26 protein-coding genes and 1 tRNA gene are annotated in these 25,477 nt (G+C 46.4%); 11 read left to right on the top strand and 16 right to left on the bottom strand.

The genetic code is table 11. The annotated features are described in order from the left end of the window. Positions 1-57: 57 nt before the first annotated feature. The 4 genes from AC1HCU_RS02645 to AC1HCU_RS02630 all read left to right on the top strand — a co-directional run bounded on the left by AC1HCU_RS02645 (position 58) and on the right by AC1HCU_RS02630 (position 4,263). Positions 58-1,302 (top strand): peptidoglycan DD-metalloendopeptidase family protein, encoded by a 1,245-nt coding sequence (locus AC1HCU_RS02645; protein WP_480368707.1) that lies wholly within the window; start codon positions 58-60, stop codon positions 1,300-1,302. 80 nt (positions 1,303-1,382) lie between these two features. After that, a complete protein-coding gene (locus tag AC1HCU_RS02640; RefSeq protein ID WP_480368705.1) occupies positions 1,383-2,543 on the top strand; it encodes a glutamate-5-semialdehyde dehydrogenase in 1,161 nt (386 codons plus the stop codon). A gap of 69 nt (positions 2,544-2,612) precedes the next feature. After that, positions 2,613-3,371 carry a glutamate 5-kinase gene (proB, locus tag AC1HCU_RS02635; RefSeq protein WP_480368702.1) on the top strand — a complete coding sequence of 253 codons (759 nt, stop codon included), beginning with the start codon at positions 2,613-2,615 and terminating at the stop codon, positions 3,369-3,371. Between the two features lie 67 nt (positions 3,372-3,438). After that, positions 3,439-4,263 (top strand): pyrroline-5-carboxylate reductase family protein, encoded by an 825-nt coding sequence (locus AC1HCU_RS02630; protein WP_480368699.1) that lies wholly within the window; start codon positions 3,439-3,441, stop codon positions 4,261-4,263. A gap of 18 nt (positions 4,264-4,281) precedes the next feature. On the opposite strand, the gene AC1HCU_RS02625 is transcribed toward AC1HCU_RS02630, so the two are convergent. The 7 genes from AC1HCU_RS02625 to AC1HCU_RS02595 form a co-directional block, all read right to left on the bottom strand. Then, positions 4,282-4,713 (bottom strand): SufE family protein, encoded by a 432-nt coding sequence (locus tag AC1HCU_RS02625; protein WP_480368697.1) that lies wholly within the window; start codon positions 4,711-4,713, stop codon positions 4,282-4,284. 86 nt (positions 4,714-4,799) lie between these two features. Next, a complete protein-coding gene (locus tag AC1HCU_RS02620; protein WP_480368694.1) occupies positions 4,800-5,804 on the bottom strand; it encodes a M28 family peptidase in 1,005 nt (334 codons plus the stop codon). 76 nt (positions 5,805-5,880) lie between these two features. After that, on the bottom strand, positions 5,881-7,395 hold the full coding sequence (locus tag AC1HCU_RS02615; RefSeq protein ID WP_480368691.1) for a potassium/proton antiporter: 1,515 nt from the start codon (positions 7,393-7,395) through the stop codon (positions 5,881-5,883). Between the two features lie 13 nt (positions 7,396-7,408). After that, complete coding sequence (locus tag AC1HCU_RS02610; RefSeq protein WP_480368688.1) at positions 7,409-8,314, bottom strand: S66 peptidase family protein; 906 nt, start codon at positions 8,312-8,314, stop codon at positions 7,409-7,411. A 25-nt stretch (positions 8,315-8,339) separates the two neighbouring features. Further along, positions 8,340-10,298 (bottom strand): DNA topoisomerase (ATP-hydrolyzing) subunit B, encoded by a 1,959-nt coding sequence (gene gyrB / locus AC1HCU_RS02605; protein WP_480368685.1) that lies wholly within the window; start codon positions 10,296-10,298, stop codon positions 8,340-8,342. A gap of 285 nt (positions 10,299-10,583) precedes the next feature. Beyond that, positions 10,584-10,838 carry a 30S ribosomal protein S20 gene (rpsT, locus tag AC1HCU_RS02600; protein ID WP_480368683.1) on the bottom strand — a complete coding sequence of 85 codons (255 nt, stop codon included), beginning with the start codon at positions 10,836-10,838 and terminating at the stop codon, positions 10,584-10,586. A gap of 35 nt (positions 10,839-10,873) precedes the next feature. Continuing rightward, positions 10,874-10,945, bottom strand: a tRNA-Glu gene (locus tag AC1HCU_RS02595). Positions 10,946-11,198: 253 nt separating this feature from the next. Here AC1HCU_RS02595 and rpmH point away from each other — a divergent pair. From rpmH to AC1HCU_RS02565, 6 genes are all read left to right on the top strand, one after another. Continuing rightward, positions 11,199-11,345 (top strand): 50S ribosomal protein L34, encoded by a 147-nt coding sequence (rpmH, locus tag AC1HCU_RS02590; protein WP_045089351.1) that lies wholly within the window; start codon positions 11,199-11,201, stop codon positions 11,343-11,345. A 245-nt stretch (positions 11,346-11,590) separates the two neighbouring features. Then, positions 11,591-12,253 carry a PASTA domain-containing protein gene (locus tag AC1HCU_RS02585; RefSeq protein WP_321721966.1) on the top strand — a complete coding sequence of 221 codons (663 nt, stop codon included), beginning with the start codon at positions 11,591-11,593 and terminating at the stop codon, positions 12,251-12,253. A 26-nt stretch (positions 12,254-12,279) separates the two neighbouring features. Continuing rightward, positions 12,280-13,350: an RluA family pseudouridine synthase gene (locus AC1HCU_RS02580; protein WP_480371027.1), complete on the top strand. Its 1,071-nt coding sequence runs from the start codon at positions 12,280-12,282 to the stop codon at positions 13,348-13,350. A 24-nt stretch (positions 13,351-13,374) separates the two neighbouring features. Further along, entirely contained in the window at positions 13,375-14,376 is a 1,002-nt protein-coding gene (locus tag AC1HCU_RS02575; protein ID WP_480368679.1) for a D-alanine--D-alanine ligase, read from the top strand. A gap of 8 nt (positions 14,377-14,384) precedes the next feature. After that, positions 14,385-15,536, top strand: a complete 1,152-nt coding sequence (locus AC1HCU_RS02570; RefSeq protein WP_480368676.1) for a 1-acyl-sn-glycerol-3-phosphate acyltransferase — start codon at positions 14,385-14,387, stop codon at positions 15,534-15,536. Positions 15,537-15,548: 12 nt separating this feature from the next. Next, complete coding sequence (locus AC1HCU_RS02565) at positions 15,549-16,154, top strand: NigD1/NigD2 family lipoprotein (RefSeq protein WP_480368674.1); 606 nt, start codon at positions 15,549-15,551, stop codon at positions 16,152-16,154. Between the two features lie 60 nt (positions 16,155-16,214). Here AC1HCU_RS02565 and AC1HCU_RS02560 read toward each other — a convergent pair whose 3' ends face one another. Both AC1HCU_RS02560 and AC1HCU_RS02555 read right to left on the bottom strand, forming a co-directional pair. Continuing rightward, positions 16,215-17,072 (bottom strand): energy transducer TonB, encoded by an 858-nt coding sequence (locus AC1HCU_RS02560; protein ID WP_480368671.1) that lies wholly within the window; start codon positions 17,070-17,072, stop codon positions 16,215-16,217. Positions 17,073-17,156: 84 nt separating this feature from the next. Beyond that, positions 17,157-18,008 carry a methylated-DNA--[protein]-cysteine S-methyltransferase gene (locus AC1HCU_RS02555; protein WP_480368668.1) on the bottom strand — a complete coding sequence of 284 codons (852 nt, stop codon included), beginning with the start codon at positions 18,006-18,008 and terminating at the stop codon, positions 17,157-17,159. Positions 18,009-18,208: 200 nt separating this feature from the next. On the opposite strand from AC1HCU_RS02555, the gene typA reads away from it, so the two are divergent. After that, on the top strand, positions 18,209-20,011 hold the full coding sequence (typA, locus tag AC1HCU_RS02550) for a translational GTPase TypA (protein ID WP_480368666.1): 1,803 nt from the start codon (positions 18,209-18,211) through the stop codon (positions 20,009-20,011). Positions 20,012-20,026: 15 nt separating this feature from the next. Here typA and folE read toward each other — a convergent pair whose 3' ends face one another. The 7 genes from folE to ndk form a co-directional block, all read right to left on the bottom strand. Further along, entirely contained in the window at positions 20,027-20,599 is a 573-nt protein-coding gene (gene folE / locus AC1HCU_RS02545; RefSeq protein WP_480368663.1) for a GTP cyclohydrolase I FolE, read from the bottom strand. Positions 20,600-20,606: 7 nt separating this feature from the next. Next, a complete protein-coding gene (locus AC1HCU_RS02540) occupies positions 20,607-21,113 on the bottom strand; it encodes an SPOR domain-containing protein (protein ID WP_480368661.1) in 507 nt (168 codons plus the stop codon). A gap of 179 nt (positions 21,114-21,292) precedes the next feature. Continuing rightward, on the bottom strand, positions 21,293-22,048 hold the full coding sequence (tpiA, locus tag AC1HCU_RS02535; protein ID WP_480368658.1) for a triose-phosphate isomerase: 756 nt from the start codon (positions 22,046-22,048) through the stop codon (positions 21,293-21,295). Between the two features lie 10 nt (positions 22,049-22,058). Further along, on the bottom strand, positions 22,059-23,213 hold the full coding sequence (locus AC1HCU_RS02530; protein ID WP_480368655.1) for a BT_3928 family protein: 1,155 nt from the start codon (positions 23,211-23,213) through the stop codon (positions 22,059-22,061). Positions 23,214-23,218: 5 nt separating this feature from the next. Then, positions 23,219-23,761, bottom strand: a complete 543-nt coding sequence (locus tag AC1HCU_RS02525) for a DUF1599 domain-containing protein (RefSeq protein WP_480368652.1) — start codon at positions 23,759-23,761, stop codon at positions 23,219-23,221. Positions 23,762-23,855: 94 nt separating this feature from the next. Then, entirely contained in the window at positions 23,856-24,920 is a 1,065-nt protein-coding gene (locus tag AC1HCU_RS02520) for a peptidoglycan DD-metalloendopeptidase family protein (protein ID WP_480368649.1), read from the bottom strand. Between the two features lie 12 nt (positions 24,921-24,932). Next, positions 24,933-25,394, bottom strand: a complete 462-nt coding sequence (gene ndk, locus AC1HCU_RS02515) for a nucleoside-diphosphate kinase (protein ID WP_480368647.1) — start codon at positions 25,392-25,394, stop codon at positions 24,933-24,935. Positions 25,395-25,477: the final 83 nt, after the last annotated feature.

Genomic DNA, 25,477 nt, shown 5'->3' with positions numbered 1-25,477 from the left:
TTTTATTTTTTGAGAATGTTTCTTGGACTTATCTTCGCAAAAAGTTATCTTTGACGCATGTTTAGATATAAAAAAGTATTCGGGGCAGTCAGCTGTTTGTTATTCCTCATTTATTTCACTTCTTGCTCACTCCGGCAGGAAAAGCGCTCCGACGAAGCCTCCTCTGAAGAAACCGGGAATTTATTTGCCTACGGAATTTGTGTCGATTCACTCAATGTAGATCGTTATGCTATCCAAAAGGGAGACAACCTGGCGTCCATCCTGTGGCGTCTCGGATTCAGCGGAACGGAGAGCGAAAATATAACCGGCACCATTACTGCTTTATATCCACCTGACAAACTGCAGATAGGAAACGTATATGCGGCAATCACCACACCCGACACTGCTTCGACAGTCCGGTACCTCGTGTTTGAAAGTTCAAAAACCGACTTCGTGGTAGTCGACCTTTGTTCCGGTTCTCCAAAAGCATATGCCGGTGTAAAGCCGGTAACCCTACATCGGCGGTATACCGAAAAGACCATCACCTCTTCAATGTGGAATGCAATCATTGAGGAGGGCGCCTCCCCCATGTTGGCTATGAAACTGTCGGATATATATGCCTGGCAGATCGATTTCTTTGATATAAAGGAAGGCGATTCTTTTCGGTTAATATACGATGAAGCCTGGATCGATGATACCACCTTTGTAGATATCGTGGATATAGCCGGAGCTGTTTTCAGACATCAGGGACAAGAATATATGGCAGTACCGTTTCAACAGGATTCAACAAGAGAATATTTTGATGCGGATGGAAACAGCCTGAGAAAAGAATTCCTGAAGGCACCACTCGATTTCTTCCGTATCAGCTCCAAATTTTCAAATGCAAGACTACATCCGGTGTTGAAACGTTACCGTCCCCACCATGGCGTGGATTATGCTGCTCCTGCCGGCACGCCTGTAAAGACGGTTGGCGACGGAGTGGTAATAGAGAAAGCATACCAAAGGGGCGGCGCAGGCAACTACCTAAAGATCAAGCACAACAATGCCTACACCACCACTTATATGCATCTCAGCCGCTTTGCCAAAGATATTCAAAAGGGTACGCGCGTCAAGCAGGGTGAGATAATCGGCTTTGTGGGTTCAACGGGCCTTTCTACCGGTCCCCACCTCGATTATAGAGTACACAGAAACAATCAGCCCATCAATCCACTCAGGATGGAGGCTCCTCCCTCTCGTCCCGTGAAGCCGGAACTAAGAGACAGCTTTCTCGTAATCCGACACAGCCTCTTGCAACTAATGGATAGTTTGCAACAAAAAGGGTAAAATAAAGAATAAATTGCTACCTTTGAGGGTTAAAAGATTTCTTTTTATCGAAAATGAATCACAAACATAAAAACAGTGTTTTGAAAAGCCTCTCTGGGCTGCTTCGGCTGCAGAAAGAGGCAATACTGAAAGCCAACCGGTCCGATATGCAGGCTTATCCCCATATGGACGACTCCATGAGAGACCGGCTGAAGGTGGATGACCGTAAGATTGAAGGTATGATACGTTCACTTGAAGAGGTAGCCTTACAGGAAGACCCGCAAGGAAGGATATTGTATGAGTTTGTCCGGGAAGACGGATTAAAAATAGTCAATCGTACGGTTCCTTTCGGAACCATTCTCATTATTTATGAATCACGGCCCGACGTGACCATCGAAGCAGCGGCAACTGCCTTCAAGGCAGGTAACCGAATTCTGCTAAAGGGTGGTAAAGAGTCCCTGCACACCAATTCGTTGCTGACACAGCTCTGGCAGGAAGCACTCACTTTGAACGGTGTTGATCCTGCATTTGTGACCTACCTCAATCTCTCCCGTGAGGAGACACGGCAGCTTATCCGTGAAAACAGTCACAAAGTAGATCTGATCATTCCCCGCGGGGGTGAAGGGCTTATTCACTTCGTACAGGAGAATGCTTCCGTGCCGGTGATTGTAAGTGGCAGGGGTAACAACTTCCTCTATATTGATGATGAAGCTGATTTTGAGATGGCTATCCGCCTTGTAATCAACGGAAAACAGCGAATCAGTGTTTGTAACGCTATTGACAAGGTGGTCATTAGCCGGCGTCTGCCCGCGCTGGAGGAGAAGGTTAACCAGCTGATAACAGCATTGAAGGAGAAAGAAATTGATGTATGGGGCGACCATGGTATGGCTGCCCTCAGCCACGCGATCCGGGAGGAGAACGACCCCACCACCCTGTGTGAAGAATACCTGGCACCAAAGCTCTATCTCACCCTGACCGACGGTCCTGATGAGGCAATTGGACTGATTAACCGCTATTCGGGAGGCCACTCCGCGGTGATTGTCACCGGCAATGTTGCAAAAGCCGACCACTTCATGCAGGAGGTGGACTGTGCAGCTGTCTACCACAACGCCTCTTCACGTTTTACAGACGGAGGCCAGTTCGGTGTGGGTGGCGAGATTGCCATCAGCACCCAAAAGCTGCATTTCCGCGGTCCCCTGGGAGCGCAGGAGCTTGTCACCAACAAATGGTTTGTCTACGGGGAAGGCCAGATTCGGGAATGACATCAAAAGAAACATTAAAATACTATTCATACAGAACAGCAGAAGCACAACATCCGGATAATCGTATCAATGAAGAAAAAACTAATCATCAAAATAGGTACCTCTACGCTGACGGCCGGTACCAACCGTATATCCTTTGCGGTGATTGAAAGTCTGGCCCGACAAATCGTGGAGTTGAAAAAAACGTATGATGTGGTCATCGTCTCCTCGGGAGCCATTGCCGCAGCACGCCAGTTTGTGGAGATCAACGGCTATCTTAAAAATGTGGACTCCAAACAGGCCATGGCAGCAATAGGCCAGACCAAGCTGATTGAACTCTACGACACCATCTTTTTCACATTCGGATTAAATATTGCGCAGATATTACTGACCTACCGCGATTTTGAAAATCCGGTGGCCAACGAAAATACGCGCAACACCATCAACCGGTTATGGCAGGCCAATTACATCCCCATTGTAAATGAAAATGATACCGTTTCGATCGAGGAGATCCTGTTGGGAGACAATGATAAACTGTCGGCACTGGTAGCAGTGATTACCGAAGCAGACCTGTTGGTGCTGGTATCGGATATCGACGGCATCTTCGATAGGAACCCGCATCTTCATCCCGATGCCAAGCTTATTACCAGGGTCTCCGACCTGGACTCCGTCACACATTGCATCGAGGAAAAAAACTCTACACTGGGCACCGGTGGCATGTCGTCGAAGGTATATGCTGCCGAGATCTGTATGCGCAATGGCGTGGAGATGTGGATTGTGAACGGACAGCGTACAAATTATATAATCCATGCGCTGAAGGGAGATATTCCTTTTACGAAATTCAAATAGCAGAGATTATTTTTTACGAAAGGGAAGTCTCACTGAAATGAGCAAGGTTAAAAATTTAAAAAAGACAATGAAACAGGGATTTATCGGATTCGGCAATCTTACAAGAGCGGTTTATCATGGGTTAAAGGAAGAGAAAGGTATGACATTTGCTTATTTCGACAAAGCCCGTAAGGAGACAGACATATTATTCTGTGAGCAGATGAATGATCTTGTCTCCTTTGCCGATGTGATTTGGCTAGGAATAAAACCGCAGGATCTGAGCGGTATTCTCGAACAATTGAAGGAATGTAACCTGGAGGGAAAGACGATTGTTTCACCGGTTGCCGGAAAAAGTATAGCGTATATAGAACGGTATCTGGGAAAAGATCAGCTAATAGTACGTATCATGCCAAACCTGGCAATGGCTTACCGCAAATCGGTCACCGCCTTTACGACTAACCGTTCCGACGATGAAAAGGCAAGTCAGATCTTCGCACTGTTGGGCAAGTTGGGCAAAGTAGTAGCACTGGAGGAGAGCGGATTCGACCTGTTCACCTCGGTCTTTGGAAGCGGTCCTGCCTTCATCCTGGCCTTTATTCAAATTTTCAAGGACAAGATGCAGGAGTTTAACCTGCCTGGGCCGCTGCTCGATGAGCTTTTGCTGGAACTGACACAGGGCACTACGCTCTATTTCGCACAAAATCAGAAAGATTACAGTATTGAGGAGCTGATCAGGAACATTACCAGCAAGGGAGGCACCACACAGGCGGGGCTTGAATACTTCCGCAACCACAAGATAGGGAAACATTTCGAGGGAGTGCTTGATGCTGCAAGAAGCCGTTCGGAAGAGATGAGCCGAAACGGGAACACCATTTCCGAAAGCAAGGACAATGACTCCGGCCACCGGAATTGAACCGGCTGTAAGAACGCTTCAGGCTTTCTCCACCTTCGCCTTGTAGGCAATGGCATAGAATCGAATCTGTTTGATCACGGAAAGCAAGCCGTTGGAACGGGTCGGCGACAGATGTTCAGTAAGACCAATCTCCTTCATAAAGCGAAGGTCGGTGTCGATGATCTCATCGGGTGTGCGTCCGTTGAAGATGCGCAGTACCAATGCAAGCAACCCCTTCACAATGATTGCATCACTCTCGGCTTGAAACCAGAGTCGCCCGTCGCGGTAATCTGTTTGCAGCCAGACACGGCTTTGACACCCCTCAATGATATTCTCGGGTGTTTTGTATTTATCATCGAGCGGCACCAAAGCATTCCCATGCTCAATAATTACCGCATACTTGTCCATCCAGTCATCATAGATACTGAATTCATCAATTATCTCCTGTTGTATTTCGTTGATTGTCTGCATTATATTTTTACTAAAGAATATCTCTTTGCGTAGCCTGTTACTTTCCCGTTTCGATCTATGGATTGTAAGCTTTCGAAAGCTTTTATTTATTTTTCCGTATAGATCACTTCCAGTACCGTTTGTCCTACCGCCTTCAACGTGTTGCGGTCTATGTTACGCATATCATCGTTGAGGGTATGCCAATAGGAAGCAAATCCCGTGTCCGTATCACTCTTCAGATTGATGATATCGACACTGGGAGCACGTTGTTTTATATTAATCGGCACATGATCATCGGTAATATACCCTCCTCCTCTGGACAGGAAATAATTGCCATATCCCATTCTGGTGGCCATACTCCAAATCTTTTCCACCACACCCGGTGCATATTGCATGGAATATCCCTCTTTGAGAAAAGTAGCATTGCTACCTCCCACCATATCAAGCAGGATGCCGTATGCTGCCCTGTAATTCTCCACATGGGGTTGTTCCGACCAGTACCTTGAACCAAGGCACCACCAGTCGCCCTCCACCATGGTTTCGCCGAACGAGGGCTGTCCCCAGTCCTCCAGATCGAAAAAGATGATGTCGATACCCACCTCCGCGGGTCGTTGATGCAGTTGTCTGGCAATTTCCATCAATACCGCGGTTCCACTGCCGCCGTCGTCGGCACCTGCAATGGGCTGCTGCTGTCTCCGGACATCTGTCTCCTCATCTGCAAAGGGGCGGGAATCCCAATGGGCAAAGAGCAATATCCGTTTTTCCTTTTCAGGAAGCCAGCTCCCAATGATGTTTCTTATCGGCAGATTCTTTCCGTCGTAATGGGTAATTTCAGCATGTTGCTCCACCACCGCGGCACCGTATGATTTTAGCTTTGATGACAAATAGTCTCCACAAGCCTTGTGCGCCGCTGTACCCGGTACCCGGGCTCCAAAATCAACCTGCGTCTGTATAAAAGCATAGGCACTATCGGCATTAAAATCGGGTGAAACCCTGCTGTACGGTTCTGCCACTACAGTTTGCTTACCGGACTGACAGGAATTACAGGACAGTGTATATAAGAGTCCGGTAATTAAAACTATTGAAAGCGAGAAAAGACGTAACCGGTTCATTTATATTGTTTATTTTTTCAGTTTATTTTAACTGCTTCAAGCTGCTGACTGCTGGCCACTTATAGCTGATAGCTCTTCATTTATTCTTCTGATAGGAATAGTCCGAAATACCGATGTTGTTGTAAGTCTCTCTAAGTGCTTCCTCATCGTCGGAAATCACCAGCAGCTTATCTCCTGCATGCAGTTCTGTCTGTCCCGTGGGTACAAAATAGAGTTCACCTCTTTTAATCATCACCACCAGTGTTTTGTCGGGCAATGGCATTGCCATCAGGTTTTTTCCGTATTGTAAAGTCTCTTCCGAGATATGGATCTCCGTCATAGCCGATTTGATCTCTTCAGCAAATTCCACGTCAAAATCCTCAAACTCCTTATATTTGATTGGTTTTTCTGCCAGCCCAAGCCACCGGGCAACCATGGGGAGTGAGGTTCCCTGCACCAGTAGAGAGACAATGGTGATGACAAACACTATATTAAAGATCCATCTTGAGTGTGGTACACCTTCGGCCAGCGGGAGAATGGCAAAAATGATAGGTACGGCTCCTCTCAGACCCACCCACGATATGTAGAGTTTATCCTTAAAACCGATTTTTCGGAATGGGAATAGTGTCAGAAAGACTGTCAACGGGCGACCAATAAAAATGAGGAACAGAGAAATAACAAGTGCAGGAATGAGTACCTCGATCAGTTCACCAGGATTGACCAGCAGCCCCAGCGTGAGGAACAAAAGGATCTGGCTCATCCAGGCAAAACCATCCATAAACTTCATGGAGGTACGTTTATGTGAGAATTTTGAATTACCAATCACCAATCCTGCGATGTATACGGCGAGGTAGCCATTTCCTTTCAGAAAATACGTAGATGCAAAAATAAATATCCCTACAATCAGCAAAAGAATAGGATAGAGCGAGGTATTGGCCATCCTGATGCGGTTAATGACGATCACGGAACCTTTTCCAAGAAAATACCCCATGCCGGTACCTACCGCCAGTTGCACCGCAATGTTGACTATCACCATGCCTATATTTGGGTCGGCACCCGATTGTATAATACCCATGAACATGATGGTCAGCATGTATGCCATGGGGTCATTACTCCCGCTCTCAAGTTCAAGCAACGGGCGCAGGTTATTTTTGAGTACCAGTCCTTTTGATCGTAATATACCGAATACCGATGCCGAATCGGTAGATGAGAAGGTGGAAGCAAGCAGCATTGCTGTCAGCAGACCTATTCCCAGTGCAGGAAACATATATCCCGATAACCAGTAGACAAAGAATCCGGTAAGGATGGCAGTGATAAAAACGCCCAGCGTAGCGAGCACGACTCCCGGCCAGATAATCGGTTTAATCTCGGAAAACCTGGTATCCAGTCCGCCGGAAAATAGAATGATGGTCAGACAGATGGTACCGATTGTCTGTGCTATTTGTACATTCTCAAAAACCAATCCGAAACCGTCCGAACCAAAAGCCATTCCTACTACCAGGAAAAGCAACAGTACCGGTACACCAAAACGGTGGCCCGCCTTCCCTACCAGCATACTTATGAAAAACAAAATGGATCCCACAAGCAATAAAAGTTCTGTACTTATTGTCATTCAATGTCGTTGTTTATTGTTGGAAATTAATAAAATGGGATTTTACGCTTAGCGATGCTTTCATACCCATGAGCAAAGGGAGGTTGAGCTTTGTATGGCCCACCGGAAAATCGAAACAGACCGGGAAGGCATATTGCCTCACTGCCTCGAAGATGGATTGCCGCAACGGGAAATACATCTGATCGTCTTCCTCGTAGTCGGAGAAATGTCCGACGATGAGTCCGCCGATTTTTTTAAACACGCCGGCAAGTTTTAACTGCCATATCATACGGTCCACCCGATAAGGCACTTCGCCGGTATCTTCAATAAACAAAATTCCCCCATGTGGTATTTTGAGGTAGGGTGTACCCAGCAAACTGCAGAAGACAGAGAGATTACCTCCGAAAAGTCTTCCTGTAGTCACACCTTCACGGTTGAGTTTCCCCATGCCGGTGACCGGAATTTCATAGGTTACGGGTTGGCCGTACAGCATATTTTTGGTCAGGCGAACCGCAACGTCTTCGCTCCCTTCGTCGGAAAAATGTCTGGCCATGGGGCCATGCACGGAAGCAATACCGTGTCGTTGCATGGCAGCATGCAAAGCTGTGATATCGCTGTAGCCCACCACCCATTTTGGTTTCTTTCTGATCTTCGAGAAATTGAGCCTGTTGAGCAGGTGAACCACACCATATCCGCCTCGGGAACAAAGAATCAGCTTCACAGCCGGATCATCAAAAGCCTGTTGCAGGTCGTCAAGCCGTGCTTCTACCGAGCCACTGAAACGGCCAGCTTCAAGCAAGGCATTTCCTGCTATTACCGGATGCAGCCCCCAGCTCTCCAACACCGCAGCTGCATCATGCACCATGTAGCTTTCAATCTTTCCAGCAGGAGAAAGAACGACAGCTTTATCGTTACATTGCAGAGAAGGGGGTCGTAACATTTCAAGACATATGAAATGAATCTGATTACGCGTCTATGTTTGCATAGGTTGCGTTTTCTTCAATGAATTCCCGTCGTGGTGCCACTTCCTCACCCATGAGCATGGTGAAGATAATATCTGCATCGGCGGCATTTTCAATCGTTACCTGCTTCAGTAAGCGGTTTTCCGGATTCATTGTAGTGCTCCAGAGTTGTTCGGCATTCATTTCACCAAGACCTTTGTATCGTTGAGTATGGATGGCATTCTCGTTACCATCGGCATACTTGTCGATAAATTCTTTACGCTGACGGTCGTTGTAGCAGTATTCTTCAATTTTGCCTTTCTTGCAAAGGTAAAGCGGCGGTGTGGCAATATACACGTAGCCGTTTTCTATGAGCGTACGCATATACCGGAAAAAGAATGTCAGAATCAACGTATCAATATGGCTACCGTCGACATCGGCGTCGGTCATCAGAATGATTTTATGATACCGGAGCTTCGAGATGTTGAGCTCCTTGGAATCTTCTTCCGTGCCTATAGTCACACCCAGTGCAGTATATATATTCTTTATTTCTTCACTCTCCAGCACCTTGTGCGGCATTGCTTTCTCCACATTCAGAATTTTCCCGCGCAATGGCAGGATGGCCTGAAACATCCGGTTACGTCCCTGCTTGGCTGTACCACCGGCTGAGTCGCCCTCCACCAGGAAGATCTCGCTCAGCTGAGGGTCCTTGCTTGAACAATCGGCCAGTTTGCCCGGCAAGCCGGCACCCGACAAAGGCGATTTGCGCTGTACCATCTCACGTGCCTTGCGGGCAGCCTGACGGGCTGTAGCTGCGAGGATCACCTTTTCCACAATCACCCTGGCCTCCTTGGGATGCTCCTCCAGGTAATACTTCAGCGCTTCACCGATGGCCTGATCCACAGCACCGATTACTTCACTGTTACCCAATTTGGTTTTGGTTTGTCCCTCAAACTGAGGTTCTGCTACTTTCACCGAGAGAACAGCGGTTAGTCCTTCACGGAAATCGTCACCGCTAATTTCCACCTTCACCTTCTCCAGCATTTTGGAGTCTTCGGCATACTTCTTGAGCGTGCGCGACAGTCCCCTCCGGAAACCGGTCAGGTGCGTTCCACCCTCAATGGTATTGATATTGTTCACGTAAGAAAATATATTCTCATTGTAGGTATCGTTGTAAGTCATCGCTATCTCAATGGGAATTCCGTTTTTCTCCGTCACAATATGTATGGGTGTCTGAATCAGTGAATCCTTGTTCTTGTCGATATAGATCACGAACTCTTCCAGGCCCGTTTCGGAGTAGAAACGCTCTGTTTTGAACGAGCCGTCTTCGCGTGGCGTTCTTTTATCGGTCAGCGTCAGCGTCAGGCCCGCATTCAGATAAGCCAGCTCACGCAGGCGTGTAGCCAGGATGTCGTACCGGTATTCAAGGACATTAAATATGGTATCATCCGGCTTGAAGGTGATGATGGTTCCGGTCGCCTTCGTTTCACCTACTACATTTACATCGGAATAGGGTTTCCCCTGTGAATATTCCTGTACGTATATCTTTCCTTTTCTATGAATTTCCGCTTTCAGGTAAATCGACAATGCATTCACGCAGGAGACACCCACACCATGAAGTCCTCCCGACACCTTATAGGTGCCTTTGTCAAATTTACCACCTGCATGTAACACGGTGAGTACCACCTCGAGAGCCGATTTTTTTTCTTTTTCGTGGTAATCAACCGGAATTCCCCGTCCGTCATCTTTTACTGTGATGGAATTATCTTCGTTGATGATGACATTTATTTCGGTACAGTATCCGGCAAGCGCTTCGTCGATGGAGTTATCCACCACTTCATAGACCAAATGATGAAGTCCCTTTTCGCTTACGTCGCCGATATACATGGCGGGACGCTTGCGCACTGCTTCAAGCCCTTCAAGCACCTGGATGTTCTGAGCGGAATAATCTCCGCTTGCCGATCTTTTTTCTTCTTCTGACATGCTGATTTATTTTGTTAAAATATCCCTATGAATTAACGATTTACATCCGGACCTCCGGTTGTAGTAGAAACAGACAAATGTACGAAAAATCCCCCTTTTTTCCAATCTTTTTGCTTTTTTTAGGAGGCCCTCAACGGAAGATATAAAAACAAAAAAGCGGGCTGTCCCGCTTTACACAACAATCACCTGAAGGTCAGCCAGAGAAGCACTTCACGCGATTCAAAAAACAAAAAAGCCGGGCAAAATAAGATGACCGGCTCCCTGTAAAACACAGCGAACAGAAAATCAGTTCAGACTGTTCACATGTGCGGCTAATTTCGACTTCAGATTATTGGCTTTATTCTGGTGTATTACCTTCTTTTTCGCCAATTTATCCAACATGGAACAAACCTCCGGATACATCTTCTGTGCCTCTTCCTTCGATGTAATGGTGCGCAATTTACGAACCTGACTCCTCGTTGAACGGGAAGCATACCTGTTGGTCAACCGACGCACTTTCGTTTGTCTGATTCTCTTTTCTGATGATTTGTGATTTGCCATTTGATTGACGCGTAAATTTATTCTTTATACTATTGTAGCCCATAGGGGAATCGAACCCCTCTTTCAAGAATGAAAATCTTGCGTCCTAACCGATAGACGAATGGGCCTTTTGCAGGCGTGAACCTTGTGCTGACCGGACTGATATCCAAATTGCGGGTGCAAATATAGGACGTTTTTCTGTAACTGCAAAACATTTCTTTCAAATTTTCTTTTTTTTCCGAAAAACGATATCCGGGCAATAAAATGGAGAGAACCCTCCCTTCCATTTTAATTTATCCGGTTTAAAATTTGTTCTTTCATTTTTTTTACCTAATTTTGCAGCCCGTAAATAATGTAGAAAGCAATAAATAGAATAATCATATGAAACGTACATTTCAACCCTCTAACAGAAAGAGAAAAAACAAACACGGATTCCGCACGAGAATGGCTACCAAGAACGGAAGGAAAGTGCTTGCCTCTCGTCGTGCAAAAGGTAGGGCCAGACTGACTGTCTCCGACGAATATTAATCGGGGATTTTTCAGGTTCACCTCTTCTTTTACAAGACCGGAGGAAGTGCCTTCAGAATCTATCCGGCTCTGACCGGACGACATACGGAAACAGGAATGCGGGATACCTCATTCCTGTTTTTCTGTTTTGTGTTTTTCCTTTCAATATAACTTCACCCTATCTCTTTTCACGTTCCCTATCCCCGCTCTTATTTTTTTTGTACTTTTGTACCAACATTACCCATTTGCATTTTAACATCGCGGTTATGACTAATAAAACAAAAACAGGAAAAGCGATATTTGAAAACAAAATTGTAAAAAATCTGCTTATAATCATTTGCTGCGGCCTGCTGCTCATTCTGTTGGCATTGCTCCTTCTGGGTGTCTACACCAGGCATGGGCAGAACGTGGTGGTACCCGTGCTCGAGGGACTCCAGTTGAATGAAGCCAGTACCATCCTGCATGCCCGGGGGCTAAAGGCCGAGGTGGTGGATTCCATCTACAGGCGCGACGCCGTACCCGGTGCCATTCTTGATCAGACCCCCAAAGCCGGCAACAAAGTAAAGGAAGGCCGCTCCATTTATATCACCATTTATTCACAAACTCCGCAACAGGTATCTGTACCGGGACTTGTAGATTATTCAACCCGTCAGGCATCGGCACTGCTCAACTCTCTGGGATTCACACAGCTGTCCACGGAAGAGATTCCTGCTGAATACGCGGGTCTGGTGGTGGCTGTGAAATACAGGGGCAAGACATTGTTACCCGACGAGAAAGTACCTGCAGGCTCACCTCTGACGCTGGTCGTCACCAGCGGTGTGCTGGCCGACTCGTTGAATGTGAACGACGAATATATCGTTGCTCCGGGAACGCCCGCTGCGAATACCCTCATTCCTCAGGAAAAAGCAATAGATGACTCATTTTTCTAATAGGAAGCACTGTGACGAAAAACGATTTGGATGAATTTGATTTTTTTCCGGAAGAGGAGGATGATCTTACGGATAATAGGCCGGAAAAGGATCAAAAATATGAACATTTCCGATTTGTAGCCGATAAAGGACAAAATCTGCTGCGTATCGATAAATTTATATCCGTACGGATCGAAGGAATCTCACGGAACAGGATTCAGCAGGCAGCCGAAGCAGACTGTATCCTGGTGAACGGAGTCCCGGTGAAATCGAATTACCGGGTAAAACCGCTTGACGTAATCTCCATCGTGATGGACAGGCCCCGGCATGAACTGGAGATACTTCCCGAAAACATACCTTTGGATATTGTGTATGAAGACGACGCACTGATGGTAATCAACAAACCGCCGGGCATGGTGGTTCATCCCGGGCATGGAAATTATACCGGTACGCTGGTCAATGCGATAGCCTTCCACCTGAAACGGGATCCTGTCAGGGACCTAGACGACCCAAGGTTGGGACTGGTACACAGAATAGATAAAGACACTTCAGGCCTGTTGCTGGTGGCCAAGACACCCGAAGCCAAGACCAACCTTTCAGCCCAATTTTTCCGGAAAGAAACCAGCCGGCTCTACGTGGCTCTGGTTTGGGGAAATGTAGCGGAAGACAGCGGTACCATCGAAGGTAATATCGGACGTGATCCCCGGGATCGCATGGTTATGCGTGTCTTTCCCGACGGCGACCAGGGCAAGGCAGCTGTCACCCACTACACCGTACTGGAGCGTTTTGGTTATGTCACCCTGGTACAATGCCGTCTCGAGACTGGTCGTACCCATCAGATAAGGGTACACATGAAGTATCTGGGGCATCCGCTGTTCAACGACGAACGTTACGGAGGCAACGAGATACTGCGTGGAACCCATTTCGCGAAGTACAAACAATTTATTTATAATTGCTTTGCCCTCTGTCCGCGTCAGTGTCTGCATGCCCGTACCCTGGGATTTGTACATCCGGTAACCGGAGAGGTGCTTTATTTCGACAGTGACATACCCGGCGACATGCAGGCGGTAATTGAACGATGGCGTGTATACACGGCATCGAGAGAACAAATGGAGTGAAAAATCAACATATAAAATAATCACATGAAAAAAAATATCGCCATCGTGTGGGGCGGATATTCATCTGAAAAAGTGATTTCCGAAAAAAGTGCCGCAGGCATCTATTCCTTCCTAGACAAGGTAAAATATAACGTCTTCAAGGTAAAGATAGACCATACTTCGTGGGAGGCTGAGTATCACGGTGAATACATTCCTGTCAACAAAAATGATTTCAGTTTTATTGCAAAAGGACAAACAGTCCGGTTACACTTTGCCTATATCACCATACATGGTACACCGGGCGAAGACGGCACGCTGCAGGGCTATTTCGACATGTTGTCCATTCCTTATTCCAATTGCGGGGTACTGGCATCTGCACTCACCTTCAACAAGTTTACCTGCAATCACTTCCTCAAAAACTTTGGCATCAGGGTGGCTAATTCGGTGATTCTGAGAAAAAACGATCCGCTACTCCCCGGTGAAATTATTTCCCGCCTGGGGTTGCCGCTCTTCGTGAAGCCCAATGTGGGAGGGTCTAGTTTTGCTACCACCAAAGTAAAAGAAGCAACTCAACTGGAGAAAGCTGTCGAAGATGCCTTTCAGGAAGCACCGGAAGTAATTATCGAAAGCTTCATTTCAGGGACAGAAGTGACCTGCGGCTGCTTTGAAACCGACAAAGGATTTACTGCGCTGCCACTGACTGAGGTAGTGACCACCAATGAGTTTTTCGATTTCAATGCAAAATACAATGGTCAGGTAAATGAGATCACGCCCGCAAGGATATCCAGTGAACTTACACAGACCATTCAGCAGGAGACCGAAAAAATATATCGGCTGATCGGTGCAAAAGGAATTATCAGGGCCGACTATATTATTGCGGACAACAAACCTGTTTTGCTGGAAGTAAATACCACTCCCGGGATGACCACCACCAGCTTCATCCCGCAACAGGTAGCAGCAGCGGGACTGACGATGACGGAGATTCTCACAGAAATCATTGAAACAGAATATCACAAGGCCAGAAACGCAGATATTACTTTACAATAAACCATTTGATGATGGAAACAAACCACCTTTTCGATGATATCCGGCCACTGCACGACAGTGAAGTAGCGGAAACCATTGCCTCACTTCTCAGCGATCTTTATTTCCGGCGTGCAGTGGAGCCGTTTATCAAACCCTTCACCTGGGAACAATTCTCGGCCGCCATGCGCAGCTGCCACACAAAGTATGATTTCCAGCGAAACATCATCTATCCGGTTATGCACAAACTGATAGATCGTACTACCACTGAAATGAACGGTTACGGCTGGGAGCACATCGGGAAACAGAACAATCATCTTTTCATATCAAACCACCGTGACATTGTTCTGGACGCCGCCTTTCTGAACATGCTGATGTTCGACAAGGAAAAGCCAACCACCGAGATTGCTATTGGCGACAACCTGTTAATTTATCCCTGGATTGAAAAGCTGGTGAAGTTGAACAAGAGCTTTATTGTAAAAAGAGGCGTTTCGGTCCGGCAGATGCTGGAGGTTTCCACACATCTCTCCCACTACATCCATCATACGGTATGTGAGCGAAAACAATCGGTCTGGATAGCACAACGGGAAGGAAGGGCAAAAGATTCGGATGACAAGACACAGGTGAGTCTGCTGAAGATGCTTACTCTTCATGATACTGTGCATCAGCTAGATGTACTGAAACAGCTGCACATCATCCCCGTATCTATTTCCTATGAACTGGACCCCTGTGACTTTCTCAAGGCCAAGGAATTTCAACTTAAACGTGACAATCCTGCTCACAAAAAAAGCCAGACCGATGATATCGAAAATATGCTTACCGGCATCATGGGCTTCAAGGGGCGTGTGCGCTTCCGGTTTGGAAAATGCATCAATACGCTGATAAACAGCCTCCTGGTAGATATCCCCCGCAATGAACTGCTGGAAAAGGTGGCTTGTATCATTGACAGGGAAATATACAGCAATTATTCATTCTTTCCCTTTAATTATGTGGCTTACGACCGGATGAGCCACTCGAAGAGATTTGCAGCAGAATATACTGCAGACGATGAGCAGAGGTTCGATGAATATCTGCAACAACAGATCAGCAAAATTGAGATTCCCGCCAAAGATGAAACTTATCTCCGGGAGAAATTGATAGAGATGTATGGCAACACCGTCAAAAATAACCTGCGTACTTACTGAAACCTTTATTAAATGAAAGATTTCCTTCTGTTCTGGATCATTTTACTTTTGCTGCCGGTTGCCGGTTGTGAAGAGGAACCACAACGGCTGGATGATTACTTTGTTGATTTTGCTACTGTAAAAAAGAACGGCAGCAGCTACCGGTTTCAATTGGATAACGGACGTATACTTATACCCCTGGAAACAAATTATTCGGGGCAGGAAGGACAACGTGTGATTCTGAATTATGCATTTCTGGAGGGTGATACCGTGAGAATTCATTCTGCCGGCAACATCCTGACCGGTGAAGTACAATCTCAGGGTTTTCCGGAAAAATTGGAGAAAGACCCCGTGAAGATCCAGAGTATCTGGGTGGGAGGCGATTATCTCAATATGATTATCGAAACGGAATACCACAGCAAACCGCATAAGGTGGCGCTGCTTCGCAATGCTTCATCACCCACCGTCGATCTCTATTTTAGCCACTCCAAGGAACAGGATCCTCCCGGCTATCCGCAGAAAATGTATGCCTCCTTCCTGCTTCGCAGCCTGCGTACCGAAAAAAATCCTCCTATTTCTTTCAGGCTTTTTATTCAGACCTACGACGGCCTGCGTGAAATAACACTCACACTGAACTAAAACCGTTGTCCGGAACCAGCCTCTGCTACCAAAGCTGAAAGCTGACCGTTAACCACTGCGTTATAGAGCCGGAATGGGATCCTCATCAATCTTGAAATCTATTGGCAACAAACATTTTACGTTCACCTTCTCCCCTCCATTCTCACCGGGCATCCACTTCGGCATAAGTCCGAGCACCCGTATTGCCTCATCATTCAGCAATGGATTTAAACCTTCCACCACTTCAATATTGGAAATCGAACCATTTGCCGAGACAATAAACGAACAGAGTATACGTCCCTCAATCCCATCCCGGAGTGCTTCACGCGGATACCGGATGTTGTGTGAGATGAATTTACCCAATCCCTGATCACCTGTCTCATATTGTGGCATCTTATCCACAATGGTATAAATATCACTGCTTTCAATAATATCCGTATCGGTTTTGGCATACGCTTTCGCAGTGGCTGAGCTGGATGGATTACCAGTTGTTTTCGAAACCATCCGTGCATTTTTATTTAGCTTGAAATACATTGGCACATATGTCTCGGCACGCACAATCTCTCCTTTATGCCGTGCAGGGCGCCAGGGAGGCATATTTTGAAGAATACGCAATGCCTCCTTGTTCAGAAGTGAATCAGCACGGTGTATTATGTTAAAACCTGAGAGAGTGCCATCTTTCTCCACAACAAACGTATATACTACAAGTCCCTGTGCATCACGGGCTACAGCATCGGCCGGGTAACTCAGCGTGTTTGCAATAAACCGGTGCATCTCAGCTGTGCCGCCGGTGTACATGGGAATGATGTCAGGATCTGTAATCACTTTGTCGCTACTCGAAACCGGCGCATCCTGCGCCATGATGGATGATGTTGTACCGGTCAGGATTCCCAAAATAGCACAAAGGACCGACACACTGAAAAATCTGCGTAAGTTCATTAAATAATAATCTGAAAAGTATTGTTGCGTTAAGTTTACAAAGGTACAAAAATCATTGTTTTGTGCAAATCAAAATTAATATGGCTACATTTCGCTTTTGTATGTTTTGGCTATTTCCCAACCTATCATGGCGGTCTTACGTGTACTCCCCCACATATAGCCGCCGAAGGCTCCCGAAGATTGAATCACGCGGTGACAAGGAATAAGAAAGGAAACAGGATTGCTACCGATGGCGGTACCTACGGCCCGGGAAGCACCGGCATTATTTATCTGCGCGGCAACACGTCCGTAAGTCGAAAGTTTTCCCAGGGGTATCTTCAAAAGAGCTTCCCATACTTTTAGCTGAAAAGGAGTACCTTTCAAATGTAGTTTTATTTCAGGCAAGCTGCCCCGGCCTTTTTGAAAGATGGAGAGGGCATTTTGCTGCAGCAAATCCTCTCTACGCTGAAAAAGGGCATGGGGAAACTGTTTTTGTAAATGGGCGACTGCTTCTTTTTCGTCATCAACAAAAGCCAAATAGCAGATACCTTTCGGCGTGGAAGCCACAATTAAACTTCCAAAGGGACTGTCGGCAAAGCTGTAGTTTATCATAAGATTCCTGCCTCCGTTTTTGTATTCGGCCGGAGTCATCCCCTCTATATGAATAAAGAGATCATGTAGTCGTCCCGTACCAGAAAGCCCGGTTTCAAATGCGGCATCAAAAAGAGTGGCCTGTTGTTCTTTCAGCAGTTGTTTGGCATACCCGATACTGATATACTGCAGAAACTTCTTTGGAGTGGTCCCTGCCCAATCACTAAACAAACGTTGAAAATGAAAAGGACTAAGATGTACATGTGCGGCCACCTCGTCGAGACCGGGTTGACTTCTGAAGTGAGTGCTGATGTATTCAATTGCTTCGGCAATCCGGTAATAATTATGTGGGTGCTGATTGTTCACTGCTTCTTTTTTTATCGCAAAAATCCGGAAAATATCATTCCCGAAAAATCCGAAAGTTGCGCTGTTTATCAACAAAAGGACAAGAACAGGCAATCTGCGTATTTTTCACAAATATAACATCAATATTTCAGATGTCGCGAGAAAAACACCCATATTGTCATTGAAAAACCGTACCTTTGCGGCCTAAAAAGATTGTTTTCATGCAAAATATACGAAATATTGCCATCATCGCCCACGTGGATCATGGTAAGACCACGCTGGTGGATAAAATGTTGATGGCTGGCCACCTTTTCCGTGACAACAAACAGACCGAAGACCTCATTCTCGACAACAACGATCTGGAAAGGGAACGCGGTATCACCATCCTTTCAAAGAATGTCTCCATACGCTACAACGACACAAAGATAAACATTATTGACACACCGGGACACGCCGATTTTGGCGGTGAGGTGGAAAGGGTGCTCAACATGGCCGACGGATGTTTGTTGGTGGTCGACGCGTTCGAGGGTCCCATGCCACAAACTCGCTTTGTACTCCAGAAAGCACTGGAGATAGGCCTGAAGCCCATCCTGGTAATCAATAAAGTGGACAAGCCAAACTGTCGCCCCGAAGAGGTACAGGAAGAAGTCTTCGACCTGATGTTCAGTCTCAATGCCACCGAAGAGCAGCTCGACTTTCCTACTGTCTATGGCTCGGCCAAGCAGGGTTGGATGTCGGACGACTGGAAAAAACCCTCCGACAATATCATTCCGCTCCTTGATGCCATCATTCAATATATCCCTGCGCCAAAAATACTGGAAGGTACTCCCCAGATGCTGATCACCTCCCTCGACTATTCAAACTACGTGGGACGCATTGCAGTAGGTCGCGTACATCGCGGGGCCATCGGCATCAGCAAGGATTATGCACTTTGCAAACGCGACGGTAGCGTCAAAAAGATACGCATCAAGGAGGTAAACGTCTTTGAGGGACTGGGCAGGTTGAAAGCCGACGAAGTGACCTCCGGCGACATCTGCGCACTGATCGGCATCGAAGGATTTGAGATTGGCGACAGCATCACCGACCTGGAGAAGCCGGAGCCGCTCGATCCCATTGCCATCGACGAACCTACCATGTCGATGTTGTTTACAATCAACAACTCACCTTTCTACGGACAGGACGGTAAATATATTACTTCAAGGCATATCTATGAGCGACTGATGCGCGAACTCGATAAAAATCTGGCATTGCGTGTGGAAGAAACCGACAGTTCCGACTCCTGGATCGTGTACGGACGCGGCGTACTGCATCTCTCGGTGCTGATAGAGACCATGCGCCGCGAGGGGTATGAGTTGCAGGTAGGCCAGCCGCAGGTAATCATCAAAGAGATAGGTGGAGAAAAGCATGAGCCGGTGGAGCAGCTCACAGTGAACCTTCCCGAAGAGTCGGCCAGCAAGATTATCGATGTCATCACCCGCAGGAGAGGAGAACTGCTCTCCATGGAAAATAAGGGGGATCGTATGCATATGGAATTTAACATTCCCTCTCGAGGCATCATAGGCCTGAACAACATCGTACTCACTCTCTCTGCCGGAGAAGCCATTATGGCACATCGCTTCCTGGAATTTCAACCCTGGAAGGGAACCATCGAAAAAAGACTTAACGGCTCCATCATCGCGGGTGAATCAGGCAATGCCTACGCCTATGCGCTGGATAAACTTCAGGATCGGGGCCGTTTTTTCATTGAGCCGCAAACCGACGTATATGCCGGCCAGGTGGTGGGAGAACACACCAAGGAGGGCGACCTGGTGGTGAATGTCACCAAATCGAAGAAACTTACCAACGTCCGTGCATCGGGTACGGACGACAAGGCACAGCTGGCTCCTCCAGTAATATTCAGTCTGGAAGAGGCACTGGAATATATCAAAGAAGATGAATATGTGGAGGTGACCCCAAAGTTCATGCGTATCAGGAAGATACTGCTCGATGAGAATGACCGCAAGAGAGTCTCCAAAAAAGGATAAAGATACTCCCTCCGTTTATTTAATCAGATTGATAAACTCTTCACGGGTTTTCTGTTCACGAAAAACACCCGTGAAGTCCGAGGTCGTGGTGATGGAATTTTGTTTTTCCACGCCGCGCATCTGCATACACATGTGCTGCGCTTCAATCACCACCATCACCCCCATGGGATTCAGTGTCTTCTGAATACAATCTTTAATTTGTGTTGTGAGTCGCTCCTGGACCTGCAGCCTGTGGGCAAACACATCCACTACACGTGCAATCTTGCTCAGTCCGGTGATATATCCATCGGGGATATAAGCCACATGCGCCTTTCCGAAAAACGGCAACATATGATGTTCGCAGAGTGAGAAAAGATCAATGTCTTTCACAATCACCATCTGACGGTAATTTTCTTTGAAGAGCGCCGCCCGGAGAATCTCTTCGGGATCCTGCCAGTAACCTCTTGTAAGATGTTGCATTGCCTTTGCTACGCGGTCGGGTGTCTTCAAAAGTCCCTCACGGTGCACATCTTCACCCAGCAGTGTGAGGATATCGCTCATATGACCCGCAATGACCGACTTATTTTGTTCCAATTCTTCTGAGTACATCAATGGTTCAATTAACCGGAATTTTCACCTCATCTACCACAATATACATCTCCTTGCCAAAAGAAGGAAATGTTCTCCTAAGTTCCGTCATTACCGCCTGCGCCTCTTCCCGTGTTTGAAAGTTTCCCACACGGAGTCGCCAAAAGGGAGAATCGAATAGTACCACCGTCTCATGCTCCGGAAATGAGCTATTTATCAGACTCTGCTTGTGGCTGGCCTCATCCTTTGAGGTGCGCTGATTATTACCAGAGAAGGCCTGTATCTTGAATCCCCGCATCTTGTAATACTGGACGGTACCCTCAGCGTTTGTATATACCGTTCTGGGGGGTGCCATAGGACGTCCCAGTACCTGGCTGATGCTTTCATCTTCATACACCATGACCCTGCCTTTACCGGGGACCACGCTGTTAAGTTCCTGCAGAATCTCCTTTTTTTGTAAAGATGACTGCGCAGAGATTCCTGATGAAAAAAGCAGGAATAAAAGAACAATTCTACAATGAAGTGTATAATTCATATTTTTCTATTAAAGCCGATCATAAAGCCGATCACTGACCGTTAATTTTAAAATTGCCGTCCGAGGCATCAGCCCCGACAAAAAACGGGCCTTTGATCACCGGTTGCTAAAAAACAACCACAAAGATAACGAAACACCACAGACCCGGAACGGATCTGTGGTGAAATTCTGTTAATCTCTTAAAAAGCTTCAATGATAGGCATAAATTTATCCACGCCCAGCGACGCACCGCCAATGAGTCCGCCATCCACATCGGGATTTGAGAAGAGTTCCTTCGCATTGGAAGCATTGGCACTTCCACCATACAGGATGGAGGTGTTGTCTGCTATTTCCTGACCATATTTTTCAGCCAGTGTACGACGGATGAAGGCATGCATCTCCTGTGCCTGTTCTGCCGTTGCAGTCTTCCCCGTACCAATGGCCCATACCGGTTCATAAGCAAGCACGATTTTGCTAAAATCTTCAGGGGTGAGATCAAACAGTGATGCTTCTATCTGTGACTTTACCACATCGAAATGTTTGTCCGCTTCCCTTTCAGCCAGCACCTCTCCGATACAAAAGATCGGAGTAAGTCCGTTGATAAGGGCCAACATTACCTTTTCCTTCAGTATTCCAGCCGTTTCGTGATAATAGGCCCTTCTTTCGCTGTGTCCAAGTATTACATAACCGGCACCTGTAGAGGCTACCATCTCAGCGGATACTTCTCCGGTGTAAGCGCCCGAGGCCTTGTCGGCACAGTTTTGTGCAGCCACACCTATTCTGGCTTTATCCACGGCGCCTACCACGCTTGCCAGATGAATGAATGGCGTACCGATAACCACGTCACAATTCACCGTTTTGTCTTTTAGCGCTTCATTCAATGCGGTTGCAAGGACAATTCCTTCCTGCAGGTTCTTGTTCATTTTCCAGTTACCTGCGACAATGTTCTTTCTCATAAAAAAATCTTTATTTAATAATTGGTTCAATCTTACTGGTTGAGGGTACCTTGCTGTCGTCCCACTTCCCCATCACTGTGCCCTCTTTCAGCAGCATCAGTCCTGGATTTGACCGGATCATAGTTTTCAGTGTCCGCTCATCGGCATGAGCAAACTGAAATCCGGTCTTTTGTTGTCGTTCCCACTTCCCTACCACATCGAGGTCCGATGCCGTAAGAAGATAAAAGGAATACCCCTTTTCCGCAGCATAGCGTGCAACCTCCCGAAAGCGGTTCAGATACCGCATATGCATCTCTTCCAACGAGTAAGCAACCATCAGGAAAGTGTAGGAGGGATCTGAAAGCACAATATCTGTAATATCGCTGCCAGACTGCCAGGAAGCTGTGGTAACATCATAATGGAGCGACTCCACGGCGAAGTCTTCTATTTTCGGTTTCTGTCCCTCTCTCACCAAATGAGTTTTCATATCCACAAAGGTCCATGTGGAATCGTTCCACGGATAGTTTTCCTCCCTGAATTCTTTGGTCATTCCATTCTTGCTGTATATGAAAATAGTTTCATAGAGATCGGCTTTCTCCGGATCTACGTACATCTGAAGCGGAATGTTGGCACCCACCTTGTAGGGACGAAAGTCGATCACCGGCAACCTGTACACGTTGTGCAATGCAAAGAGGACAACCAGGAGAAACGTGGAAATTGCGGCCAGGAGAGCTGCCTTCTTCGTAAACAAAGGATTGATATGCTTCCATTTCATCGTCAGCCATATGGCTCCGGCCAGTAACAGCAGATTCTTATAGAAAGTCTGCCAGTTGCTGATGACAAACGCATCACCAAAACAGCCGCAATCTTTCACAGGGTTGGCAATTGCCACCCACAATGTAAGCGGAGTAAAGAAAATTGTAAAAAGCAAGATCAGCCTCGTTGTCCACTTCCGGTAAATACCTGCCCACAGAAAAATGCCCAGTGCAAATTCGGCCGTCACCATAAATACGGCCGCAGGTAATGCCAGTGGAAAGAGTGCAGTCAGGCCGAGTTCAATCAGATAGTCCTGAATTTTATATGTAAAGCCCAGCGGATCCACCGCTTTCGCAAGTCCGGAAAAAACGAAGGTTGCACCTACGAGAATGCGGGACAACACAATCATTATTTTTGCCGTTCTGCTCATGCTTCTTAATCGCCGAAATGTAGTTTTATCAATCCAAAAATGGCATAATTCACCATGTCACGATAATTGGCATCCACCCCTTCAGAGATGAGTGTCTGCCCGGAGTGGCTCTCTATCTCTTTTGTGCGGTATATCTTCATCAGTATAAGATCGGTGTAGGAGCTGATCCGCATGTTTCGCCACGCTTCGTCATAATCATGATTCTTGGCACTCATAAGGGCTTTGGTTTCCGCCACGTGCGAGTCATATAACTCCAATGCCTTTTCAACGCTTACATCTATGGAATCAGCATATCCCAATTGCAGCTGAATCAGTCCGATGATTCCGTAATTCACGATACCGATAAATTCGGGGCAAATCCCTTCATTCACCCTGTTTTCCTTCTTCACTTCGAGTGAACGGATGCGATTGGCCTTGATAAACATCTGATCGGTCACCGATTCCGGCCTGAGGATTCGCCAGGAGGCTCCATAATCGTGCAGTTTTTTTTCAAAAATCTCCCGGCAAATCACAATCACGTCATCGAATTGCTTATTGGTAACATCCATAATGCATTGTGTAATCTGATGAACAAAGATAATCAAAAAAAAGGTACAAGCGTTAAACCTGTACCTTTTTATACATATGGACGCAGAATGTCTTTTACGAAATGCGTATGGATTTTCCCACACGTAATACTGTTTTGGTGGTGATGTTGTTCATGTCGCATAAATTTTTCACCGAGGTTCCGTAACGCCTTGAGATTGCACCCAGCGTATCGCCCTGCTTAATACGATGATACTTCACATCCCCTGAGACATATTTGTTACTTTCGGTGGTCGGCTCCTTATAGGTCGAGGTGCTGCTAACAAGAGACCTGCTGCTGTTGGAAGTTTTTCTGTAGCTTGAATTGGTCACCAGGTATTCGTCACGATGGGTCACTTTGTTTTCAAAATCGATGATAAAGTTGGGATTGATGGGTTTACCCAGAAAGCGGGTTTCAAAGTGAAGATGTGATCCGAACGACCTGCCCGTGTTACCGGCCAGTCCGATAGGTTGACCCGAACGGACAAAATCGTTTTCCTGTACCAGAAATTTGGAAAGATGGCCGTATACTGTCTCAAGGCCATTCACATGACGGACAACCAGATAATAACCATACCCTCTTCTTTCGTATTGTTTCACCCTGATCTTCCCGTCGAACGCAGCATAAATGGTGTCGCCCGTCTGCGCCTTTATATCAATTCCATAGTGATAACGAAGGCTACCTCTCCTGCCGAAATTAGAGGTCATGTGACCCACAGCAGGCATAGTGAAATTTTCCAGATCCACGATAAACGTATCTGGGGCATTTTTTAAACTCTCGTAAATGTTCACGTGCTGATTCACCCACATGCCGCCGTAAATATCATCGGCAGGAATATCATTGGGATCAAATGTTTCCCTGCGTTCCTCGGCTTCATCGAGTACCGATAAATCCATTTTAAGTTTCAAACCGTCGGCAAATAAGCCTGTTTCTTCGCTTAAACTGGAGCTGTGGAGTTGTTTGACTGTTATTTCCGGCCTCGGCTTATCGGATGTGGCCGGCTTTGATTGTGTAAATGCGTTCAATGTAACGAACATCAAGGTTGCGGGCAAAAGGATACGTGCTTTTGCGAAAAAATGTTTACTTTCCATTGCTACCTGACTCTTTATATTAATTGATCCGTTTTGGAATTTGCTGATCATTCTTATTACGGTTTACAGTTCATCATTCGCGTAAAAATAGGGAGTGAGATGAGAAGTATAATCAAAAATCTCTCCTTCGGAGAAAAAACGTTTCAACTCTGTTGCGGCTGCTTCAGGAGAATCAGCTGCATGCACAATATTCTCCTGCACGCTCATGCTATAATCACCCCTGATTGTTCCCGGTTGAGCTTCTCTGCCATTTGTTACGCCTGCCAATTTTCTTACTGCGTTTACCACATCAATACCCTTGAGCGCCATTACAACTACAGGGCTTGCCTGCATAGAATCCTTGATTCTCCCGTAAAATGGCTTGTTTAGTAAATGAGCATAATGTTCTGCAAGGATTTTATCATCCAAACGCACCATCTTCATTCCCACAATCTGAATCCCTTTTTTTTCAAAGCGTGTAGTTACTTCTCCCAGGATACCTCGTTGAACTGCTGATGGTTTTAGAATAACAAGCGTAATCTGCATGAATGATAAACTATTACTAAAAAGACTTTTTAATTATAGATTTTTTTCCTTAATCAGTTTCAAAGTAAACTTTTTATTGTTTC

Source organism: Proteiniphilum sp. LBM24028 (assembly GCF_056629195.1).
The sequence above is the reverse complement of the archived record's forward strand: the minus strand, read 5'-3'. Positions and strand labels throughout refer to the sequence as shown.

What these genes read in the sequence shown, in the direction of transcription:
- AC1HCU_RS02610 (WP_480368688.1), bottom strand. Translation starts at nt 8,314, where the DNA reads ATGTTACGACCCCCTTCTCTGCAATGTAACGATAAAGCTGTCGTTCTT.
- AC1HCU_RS02585 (WP_321721966.1), top strand. Translation starts at nt 11,591, where the DNA reads ATGACTAATAAAACAAAAACAGGAAAAGCGATATTTGAAAACAAAATT.
- ndk (WP_480368647.1), bottom strand. Translation starts at nt 25,394, where the DNA reads ATGCAGATTACGCTTGTTATTCTAAAACCATCAGCAGTTCAACGAGGT.
- AC1HCU_RS02520 (WP_480368649.1), bottom strand. Translation starts at nt 24,920, where the DNA reads ATGATCAGCAAATTCCAAAACGGATCAATTAATATAAAGAGTCAGGTA.
- AC1HCU_RS02565 (WP_480368674.1), top strand. Translation starts at nt 15,549, where the DNA reads ATGAAAGATTTCCTTCTGTTCTGGATCATTTTACTTTTGCTGCCGGTT.
- AC1HCU_RS02615 (WP_480368691.1), bottom strand. Translation starts at nt 7,395, where the DNA reads ATGACAATAAGTACAGAACTTTTATTGCTTGTGGGATCCATTTTGTTT.
- AC1HCU_RS02525 (WP_480368652.1), bottom strand. Translation starts at nt 23,761, where the DNA reads ATGGATGTTACCAATAAGCAATTCGATGACGTGATTGTGATTTGCCGG.
- AC1HCU_RS02560 (WP_480368671.1), bottom strand. Translation starts at nt 17,072, where the DNA reads ATGAACTTACGCAGATTTTTCAGTGTGTCGGTCCTTTGTGCTATTTTG.
- gyrB (WP_480368685.1), bottom strand. Translation starts at nt 10,298, where the DNA reads ATGTCAGAAGAAGAAAAAAGATCGGCAAGCGGAGATTATTCCGCTCAG.
- AC1HCU_RS02625 (WP_480368697.1), bottom strand. Translation starts at nt 4,713, where the DNA reads ATGCAGACAATCAACGAAATACAACAGGAGATAATTGATGAATTCAGT.
- AC1HCU_RS02540 (WP_480368661.1), bottom strand. Translation starts at nt 21,113, where the DNA reads ATGAATTATACACTTCATTGTAGAATTGTTCTTTTATTCCTGCTTTTT.
- rpsT (WP_480368683.1), bottom strand. Translation starts at nt 10,838, where the DNA reads ATGGCAAATCACAAATCATCAGAAAAGAGAATCAGACAAACGAAAGTG.
- AC1HCU_RS02570 (WP_480368676.1), top strand. Translation starts at nt 14,385, where the DNA reads ATGATGGAAACAAACCACCTTTTCGATGATATCCGGCCACTGCACGAC.
- AC1HCU_RS02530 (WP_480368655.1), bottom strand. Translation starts at nt 23,213, where the DNA reads ATGAGCAGAACGGCAAAAATAATGATTGTGTTGTCCCGCATTCTCGTA.
- typA (WP_480368666.1), top strand. Translation starts at nt 18,209, where the DNA reads ATGCAAAATATACGAAATATTGCCATCATCGCCCACGTGGATCATGGT.
- rpmH (WP_045089351.1), top strand. Translation starts at nt 11,199, where the DNA reads ATGAAACGTACATTTCAACCCTCTAACAGAAAGAGAAAAAACAAACAC.
- folE (WP_480368663.1), bottom strand. Translation starts at nt 20,599, where the DNA reads ATGTACTCAGAAGAATTGGAACAAAATAAGTCGGTCATTGCGGGTCAT.
- proB (WP_480368702.1), top strand. Translation starts at nt 2,613, where the DNA reads ATGAAGAAAAAACTAATCATCAAAATAGGTACCTCTACGCTGACGGCC.
- tpiA (WP_480368658.1), bottom strand. Translation starts at nt 22,048, where the DNA reads ATGAGAAAGAACATTGTCGCAGGTAACTGGAAAATGAACAAGAACCTG.
- AC1HCU_RS02645 (WP_480368707.1), top strand. Translation starts at nt 58, where the DNA reads ATGTTTAGATATAAAAAAGTATTCGGGGCAGTCAGCTGTTTGTTATTC.
- AC1HCU_RS02575 (WP_480368679.1), top strand. Translation starts at nt 13,375, where the DNA reads ATGAAAAAAAATATCGCCATCGTGTGGGGCGGATATTCATCTGAAAAA.
- AC1HCU_RS02630 (WP_480368699.1), top strand. Translation starts at nt 3,439, where the DNA reads ATGAAACAGGGATTTATCGGATTCGGCAATCTTACAAGAGCGGTTTAT.
- AC1HCU_RS02620 (WP_480368694.1), bottom strand. Translation starts at nt 5,804, where the DNA reads ATGAACCGGTTACGTCTTTTCTCGCTTTCAATAGTTTTAATTACCGGA.